This is a genomic window from Effusibacillus consociatus, from assembly GCF_042652925.1.
Taxonomy (GTDB): domain Bacteria; phylum Bacillota; class Bacilli; order Tumebacillales; family Effusibacillaceae; genus Effusibacillus; species Effusibacillus consociatus.
Genome location: NZ_JBHSHC010000040.1, coordinates 1 through 7,442, shown reverse-complemented (window position 1 = coordinate 7,442; position 7,442 = coordinate 1). Strand labels below are relative to the sequence as shown.

At 43.9% G+C, this 7,442-nt stretch carries 11 protein-coding genes; 6 read left to right on the top strand and 5 right to left on the bottom strand.

From position 1 onward, the window contains the following. The 3 genes from ACFO8Q_RS06335 to ACFO8Q_RS23920 all read right to left on the bottom strand — a co-directional run. Positions 1-313: hypothetical protein (locus tag ACFO8Q_RS06335; RefSeq protein ID WP_465251879.1), on the bottom strand; the 313-nt coding region annotated here is incomplete at its 3' end. 141 nt (positions 314-454) lie between these two features. Beyond that, a complete protein-coding gene (locus ACFO8Q_RS06330) occupies positions 455-583 on the bottom strand; it encodes a hypothetical protein (RefSeq protein WP_380024887.1) in 129 nt (42 codons plus the stop codon). Between the two features lie 255 nt (positions 584-838). Beyond that, entirely contained in the window at positions 839-1,162 is a 324-nt protein-coding gene (locus ACFO8Q_RS23920; RefSeq protein WP_465251880.1) for a four-helix bundle copper-binding protein, read from the bottom strand. Positions 1,163-1,667: 505 nt separating this feature from the next. On the opposite strand from ACFO8Q_RS23920, the gene ACFO8Q_RS06325 reads away from it, so the two are divergent. The 6 genes from ACFO8Q_RS06325 (at position 1,668) to ACFO8Q_RS06300 (ending at position 5,691) form a co-directional block, all read left to right on the top strand. Beyond that, positions 1,668-2,375, top strand: a complete 708-nt coding sequence (locus ACFO8Q_RS06325; protein ID WP_380024886.1) for a response regulator transcription factor — start codon at positions 1,668-1,670, stop codon at positions 2,373-2,375. Positions 2,376-2,416: 41 nt separating this feature from the next. Then, positions 2,417-3,790 carry a sensor histidine kinase gene (locus tag ACFO8Q_RS06320; RefSeq protein WP_380024885.1) on the top strand — a complete coding sequence of 458 codons (1,374 nt, stop codon included), beginning with the start codon at positions 2,417-2,419 and terminating at the stop codon, positions 3,788-3,790. Then, on the top strand, positions 3,787-3,993 hold the full coding sequence (locus ACFO8Q_RS06315; RefSeq protein WP_380024884.1) for a hypothetical protein: 207 nt from the start codon (positions 3,787-3,789) through the stop codon (positions 3,991-3,993). Before ACFO8Q_RS06320 ends, ACFO8Q_RS06315 begins: the two co-directional genes overlap by 4 nt. Further along, entirely contained in the window at positions 3,994-5,112 is a 1,119-nt protein-coding gene (locus ACFO8Q_RS06310; RefSeq protein WP_380024883.1) for a F510_1955 family glycosylhydrolase, read from the top strand. 88 nt (positions 5,113-5,200) lie between these two features. Further along, positions 5,201-5,458 (top strand): hypothetical protein, encoded by a 258-nt coding sequence (locus ACFO8Q_RS06305; protein WP_380024882.1) that lies wholly within the window; start codon positions 5,201-5,203, stop codon positions 5,456-5,458. 110 nt (positions 5,459-5,568) lie between these two features. Continuing rightward, entirely contained in the window at positions 5,569-5,691 is a 123-nt protein-coding gene (locus ACFO8Q_RS06300; protein WP_380024881.1) for a hypothetical protein, read from the top strand. Positions 5,692-5,790: 99 nt separating this feature from the next. Here ACFO8Q_RS06300 and ACFO8Q_RS06295 read toward each other — a convergent pair whose 3' ends face one another. Continuing rightward, on the bottom strand, positions 5,791-6,996 hold the full coding sequence (locus ACFO8Q_RS06295; RefSeq protein ID WP_380024880.1) for a chromate transporter: 1,206 nt from the start codon (positions 6,994-6,996) through the stop codon (positions 5,791-5,793). 17 nt (positions 6,997-7,013) lie between these two features. After that, positions 7,014-7,304 (bottom strand): PadR family transcriptional regulator, encoded by a 291-nt coding sequence (locus ACFO8Q_RS06290; protein WP_380024879.1) that lies wholly within the window; start codon positions 7,302-7,304, stop codon positions 7,014-7,016. Between the last annotated feature and the right edge of the window lie 138 nt (positions 7,305-7,442).

The window sequence follows — 7,442 nt, the reverse complement described above, 5'->3', positions numbered from 1 at the left end:
CCAATCCGGGGTGGTCGCCGCGGCTCTCGATAATGGCTTGAATACGATCGTCTTTGCGGAAGGAGTCGATCTTACGAATAAACTCGATTTCCAATCCGTTGTCATGAGCGATTCGTTCGGCGTGTTCCCGTAATTCTTCCCGATGACGATTCGCCCATTCAGGATAGTCAAAAATCTTGATGTTATTCTTGTACAAATACGAAGTCATCCCACCGTCGAAGCAAAGATCCGGAATGTTGCCATGCATCACGATCCGATCATAGCAAGATAGCACTCCCTTAATTTTGTCTTTGTATCGTTCGGTGAGTAACATTGTTTGGCCCCCATGTCGAGTATGATTATTCTTTCTTTTCGACAAGGGTCTACAAAAATCCTATTGGTTCCGGCTCGTCCGGGTTAGGGACGAGAAGAATGAACAAAATTCACCCCTTTCCAGTTTTAAAGCGGGAATATACTAGTAAATAGGGGGTGTCACTGCTGCTCCGGTTGCTACCGGATAAGCAGGTACCAGCAGGATAAACAAAACGAAAATGATCAAGAATACGACTGCCCAACGTGTAAAAGGACCAAACAAAGCGTGCATGTTGTTCCCTCCATTTGTATTTAAGTCTACATTAGTCAATGCAGTTGGGCTTGGGTGGGCAAGGTACATTTGCCTTGGGGAAAAGCGGATTTTAACGATTACTTGTCGAAAATTTGCAAAATGAATAAGGGATAAGACAGGTGAAACACCAGTCTTTATCCCTAATAAATAATTATTCATTATTAACCCTTAGCGTGTTCCAGCAAGGAATTAATGGTTAATGACTGAGAAATCGTTTCTATCCTATAAAGCTTGTTATCTTGTCATCGCATAGGCACGGCATTCTCGGGCACAATGAATACAAATTTGAGCACACCTTTGAGATTCCGGATCGGGAAATTTGGCACATTCCTTTCCGCAAACTTCACAAATTTCAGCACATAGATTGGCCAGAGATCTAGCCGTTGGACCACTTCGTGCAATAACAGCCGCAGTTGTCGCGCAAATTGAAGCACAATCACGTAATAACTGAATCTGCATAGTTCTTGCGTGAATGTCAGGATAACCCAGCAACATTGTAACCATATGTTCGCACTGAGACTCGCAGTCTTGAACAGTCCTCAACACGCCTGGAAACATCATCGCCACATGTGCTGGCATATGAGACATAGGATACATGGGTGGAGTACCTCCTTTTTGAAATTTACAGTCCCATCATATGCCCACGACAATTGTCCCGCATTAGATTAAAGCCCATCTTTATAGTGTTAAATAGTGGGGCAAAAAGATAATCGGTGAATGCAGAAAAGCCAAAGCGACAATACTGATAAAAGTATTAGTATCGAAGGGGAGATACTGAATTGTGTACCTGTATGGTTTCTGGTTCTATGATGCAAATGTCCCCGGCTATGATGTTTGGAATGGCAGTATTTTTCGGATTCGGCGTTGCACTCGGATTGGCCCTTTTGGCTGGAACTTTCTATTTCATCTGGCGTTTCGTAAGGGTCATTGAAAAACGAAGTGAAAAACTCTAATCACCTTCCATCGCTCCTGAGCGATGGTTTTTTGTTCATCACATTTTCAACACATTTAACTGGTACAATGCAGAAAGACGAACCTTTTTATTTTAGAACGAGGGATTGTTATGAAAAAGTTACATCTTCTTATAGTGGATGATGAATGGAATATGCGAAATCTCCTGCGAATTTACCTCGCCAAGAATGGGTTTGAGGTAACGGAGGCGAAAAACGGGAAAGAGGCTTTGGTCCTAATTGATCAACGTTCGTTTGATCTCATCATTCTGGATGTGATGATGCCGGATTTGGATGGATGGGAAGTCTGCGCCAAAATTCGTGAAACCAAGAAGATTCCAATTTTAATGTTAACTGCGAGAACCGAAACCAAAGATAAGGTGTACGGATTGAATTTAGGGGCAGACGATTATTTGGTCAAACCTTTTGAACCGGAGGAATTAATTGCTCGGGTTTTCGCTTTGTTAAGGCGGTCCCAGTTATCTGAATCTACGGGGATATCGACCAATGTGATCACTCATCCAGAGATGAGCATTGATCCGGAAGGAAGGCAGGTAATGGTTCACGATAAACCGGTTGATTTAACCCCAAAGGAATTTGATCTTTTGTATTTATTAACGGCTAATCCGCAGCGAGTATTCACCCGAGAAATTCTGTTAGAAAAAGTTTGGGGACAAGACTATTTTGGGGATGTTCGTACTGTGGACACACATGTGAAAAATATTCGGGAGAAGGTCCGGAAAGCGGATTTATCCTATGTACCGATACAAACCGTTTGGGGTGTTGGGTATAAATTTCAAGGACCTGATGAGCGCACATGAGATGGAATCGAATCGTTGTTAAGTTGGGTGGCACCATAATATTGCTGTTTCTGATCGTTCTACTGCCCTTGGGGTTTGTAATCGACCAGATTTTTTCCGGATTTTATTATCGACAGGTACAGGATGAGATTACTGGACTTTCTTCCCGTTATGCCCAGTCAATTGCAAATACGCGGGACTTGATGACGGTAAACATGATCGAGATGATGGCCAATTTTTCCGATGTAAAATTATATATTGTGGATGCAGACGGTCGTGTAATAGCCAATTCCGGTGTACCTAGTATACCCGAAGGTTCTTTTCTGTCCAAAGCCGAAACAAACGATCTAATCAAAGGCACGTCGATTCAAAAAGAATACGATGATCCTGTTTCAGGGAATCGTTTTTTGGTTTCAGGAACTCCGATTTTTAATGGCAATGCCTTCTATGGTGGAGTGTTTGTACTGTCATCGATCGAAGGGATTCATCAATCGATCGAGAAAGTACGTAATTTATTAATTCTTTCTGGAGTGGGAGCGTTTCTTCTCGCTCTCGGATTCACAGTTGTTCTTTCAAGGAAATTGTCAGATCCATTAATTCAAATGGAAAGAGCCACACGTCAAATAGCAAAAGGAGACTTGGATACACGAGTCAAGGTAACCTCTGGAGATGAAATGAGCTATCTGGCACGGGCCATTAATGATCTAGCACAAGATCTGAAAAGGTATCGTGATACTCGCAGTGAGTTTTTTGCAAACATCTCTCATGAGCTGCGTACACCAGTGACCTATTTGGAGGGCTATGCAAAGGTCTTGAAAGAGGGCTTGTACCATACCGAGGAAGAGAAAGAGCAGTATTTGGAGATTATTGACCAAGAATCGAAACGGCTTACCCGTTTGATTTATGATCTCTTTGAGCTTTCCAAAATGGAAGAAGGCAAAGTCATCCTCAATTTTGAATGGATCGATCTTGCAGAAATCGTGGAGAATTCCGTTCAAAAAACATCTTTGAAGGCCAAACAGAAAGGGCTCAGGATTCAGCTCAATATCCAAGATGACCTGCCGTTGGTCTGGGGTGATGGTCTTCGAATGGAACAGATATTAATCAACCTGATTGACAATGCCATTCGCTATACGGAACAAGGGGAAATCTCTGTACAACTGCAAGGTGTTGACCGTGATCAAGTTATGGTTTCCGTGGAGGATACAGGGATCGGGATTCCGAAAACGGAGCTGCCGTTTATCTTTGAACGATTTTATCGGGTTGAAAAATCCCGTTCCAGACAATACGGAGGAACCGGGCTGGGGCTTGCCATTGTAAAGAAGTTGGTCGAACTCCAAGGAGGCAGCATTGAGGTATTCAGCCAACTGGGAAAAGGTACTCGATTTGAGATCAAGTTCCCTACTTCCTCTAACGGGAAGGAGAGTACGCCATGAAGTGGACGGATTGGTTGATTGCTCTGTCCTTGATTTGCATCGGCTTATATTGTTTGTGGATGTCGGCGACCTCGATGTTAAATATGGGGTCAATCTGGGCGTATCTGCGAACATTGTTACAAATCTGTTTATGGGCTGCCATTCCTGTCATTCTGGGGGCCGTCGTTTATCTGATTTTCAAACGAAAAGGGAGAGATTTATAAATGCTGAAGAAAATAATGATCACCCTAATATTCGCTTTGTCTCTACTTCCAGCTTCTGCGTTTGCTCACGGAACGAGCGAGGAGCACCAAAGAGAAATGGCCCTGAATACGTACATGTTGATTGGCAGCGGAATTTTATTTGTTCTGTTATTCGTGCTTTATCTGGTTACGAAGAATCGTATCAAGGGTTTAGTTCCGAAGGTAATAAAATGGGGTTGGATCTTATCGCTGGTTGGTGTTTTGATTAGCGGAGGCATGTTCTTGTGGGGCAATCGGACAAGCGTCAGTGCAGAAACAACTCTTCATCATATCCATGGTTTGGGGTATTCGAGTGACGGAAAACGGATTTTCATTCCTGCTCACGATGGATTAAGAGTTTATTCACAGGGGCAGTGGAAAACCCCAGATGGAGCAAAACATGACTATATGGGATTTTCCATGGTGGATGACGGATTCTACAGCAGCGGTCACCCCGCTCCTGGTTCCAATCTAAAGGAACCTTTGGGAATTGTTAAAAGTACGGATGAGGGAAAAACCATCAAAGCTTTAGATTTAGCGGGAGAAACAGATTTTCATGGGATGAGTGTCGGTTACAAAACCCATACGATCTATGTGTTCAACCCGGCTCCCAATTCAAAAATGAAGTCACCTGGTATGTATTACACGAAGGATGAAACGAAAACGTGGGTTAAGAGCGAGATGAAAGGATTGAATGAAGACTTGTCTGCACTCGTCGTTCACCCCAGCAAGGAAGCTGTGGTTACAGTTGGGACCCAAAATGGGGTTTATGTTTCCAAGGATTACGGACAGAACTTTGAGAATGTTGTCTCGGATATTCAAGTTACCTCTTTATTTTTTAACAACGAGGGGGCCTTGTTTGTAGGGGGAATCAAGAAGGAACCATTACTTTTGCAGGTGGATGTGGAATCGGGAAAAACTGTGGAAATCAATCTACCTGACTTAAAAGAGGATGCTGTTACCTATGTCGCCCAGAATCCTGTAAATGAAAATGAGTTGGTGTTTGCCACCTATAAGAAAGATGTTTATTTGTCAGGCGATAAGGGGCAAAGTTGGAAGAAAATCGCGGATCAAGGGAAAGGGATTGCAAAAACTTCATAGTTTCATCACGGATTCCACAAAGATTCAACAAACTTCTTATCTATACTGACTTTACGGAACGATAAACCATAAAAATGGAGGGACTAAAATGAAAAAGAAAACAGTGTTCGGGTTATCGCTAGCTCTTGCCGCAGCAATTGTAGCGGGTCAAATGGCTGCAGCTGCAGGATCGGACGAAAAAGAGAATGCTACGAACCCTATGGTGCAGATGATGGAAAACGGGAACATGAATAAAATGATGAACGCCATGAACTCTCCTGAGGGTCAAGAGATGACGAAAGCATGCGGAAAATTTATGGATTCCTTCAACGAAAGCACTGATGGTGCTAAAGATCAGCAGAACTAACGTCCCATTCACAAGGGTACCTTTTGTTTCTATGTATGGGGCAGAACATTGTAAGAAGGTCTTCCTCGTATGCACATAGAAAAAATAATGAATTCAAGGAGGAGAAATGTATGAAGAAAATTCTCACATTTGCTTTCGTCGCAACCATGTCCTTGGAGGGAACGGCGTTCGCTTCAGGTCAGGATGTTGCCGAATGCGCCACTTCTTCCGACCAATGTCCGATGCATCAATAACAACAATCAGCCGCCAACCAGTTTTTTAGAATGTACCACAAATAAAAGGCTCTTACGCAATAAAAGGGTAGCTCGAATAACTGAGTTACCCAAAACTTTTTAAGATAGAACATCAATTAATGCACCACCGGCAGCAGAGAATAATACGACTACCCAAGGCGGCAGTTTCCATATCATTAATAAAGCGAATGCAGCAAGCGCAAGACCGAAATCGGCGGGCGAAAGAATCGCTTTTGTCCAAACTGGATGGTAAAGAGCAGCTAGCAAGATTCCCACTACGGACGCATTAATCCCATTTAGCGCCGCCTGGAATTGTGGACGGCGGCGTACGGCATCCCAGAATGGCAAAGCTCCCGCAATGAGAAAAAATGAAGGCAAAAAGATTGAAACGGTTGCAATGATGGCACCTGGCCAACCGTTCATAACTGCCCCCAGATAGGCGGCAAAGGTAAATAGTGGACCTGGTACGGCCTGCGCAGCTCCATAGCCTGCGACAAATTGTGTATCCGTCAGCCAACCTGGCGGTACAACTTCAGCTTGCAGCAGTGGAAGTACAACGTGACCTCCTCCGAACACCAGTGATCCGACACGATAAAAACTATCAAAGACGGCCAGCCAATGAGCGGAATTGATTTGCCGTAGTAGAGGAAGACCAAGTAGAAGTCCAAAAAAGAGAACCCATGCGACTATTGCCATGTTTCGGCTGATAGGGACCTTTAGACTTGGAGTTTCAGGTACTTGGGACTTTTGAAGGAATAACCATCCAATAATACCTCCGGTGATGATTAGAAACACTTGACCAAAAGCTGTGGGCCAAAACAAAGTAATAATGGCTGTGACAATGGCAATAGTAGCACGATTTCGATCAGGTGCCAGTGTACGGGACATACCCCAAACCGCTTGTGCGACAATAGCAACTGCAACCACCATTAATCCATGAAGCCAACCCGCTTTTGCAATATCAATGCCGTGCACCGTATATGCGAATACTGCGAGTGCGATAGCGGAAGGAAGCGTAAAACCGATCCAAGATGCGATTCCCCCTAGCAAACCGGCACGCATCATGCCTATGGCGATTCCGACCTGGCTGCTGGCCGGTCCGGGGAGGAACTGGCACAGGGCAACCAAGTCGGAGTAACTCTTGTCATCCAACCACTTACGCCTCGCGACATATTCTTCCCGAAAGTAGGCCAGATGGGCAATCGGACCGCCGAAGGAAGTCAGACCCAAACGTGTAGATACCCCAAGGACTTCAAAAATTGTACCTCTGGGGTTGATTTGTACGCTTGATTTGTTGTTACTCATGTTTTGCAACCGCCTCTCTATAACACTTCATCAACAAGTTCTTTTATTTTTTGGCAGGTTTCTGTCAGCGCCTCCTTTCCTTTGTCTGTAATCAGATAATATTTCCGAATTTTCCCGCCGACCAAATGCTCCTTACTCTGGAGATATCCATTTTTCTCCAACACGTGAAGCGTGGGATAAATAGTTCCGGGGCTCACCTTATATCCGTGATGTGCAAGTTCCTGCATCATATAAGCCCCGTATATCGGCTCCTTGTTTGCGTGGTGAAGGATATGGATTTTAATGAACCCCAAAAAGAATTCTCGCATCATTGATATCACCAACCGTTATCATATATCGACCTGAAATATTCACGGAACGACTTTGAACAAATCATGAATCCAATTAGATCAAGGAAAAACGGGGATATGGACGTTCACTTAAAAAGTGAGTAAATCCATATGGAA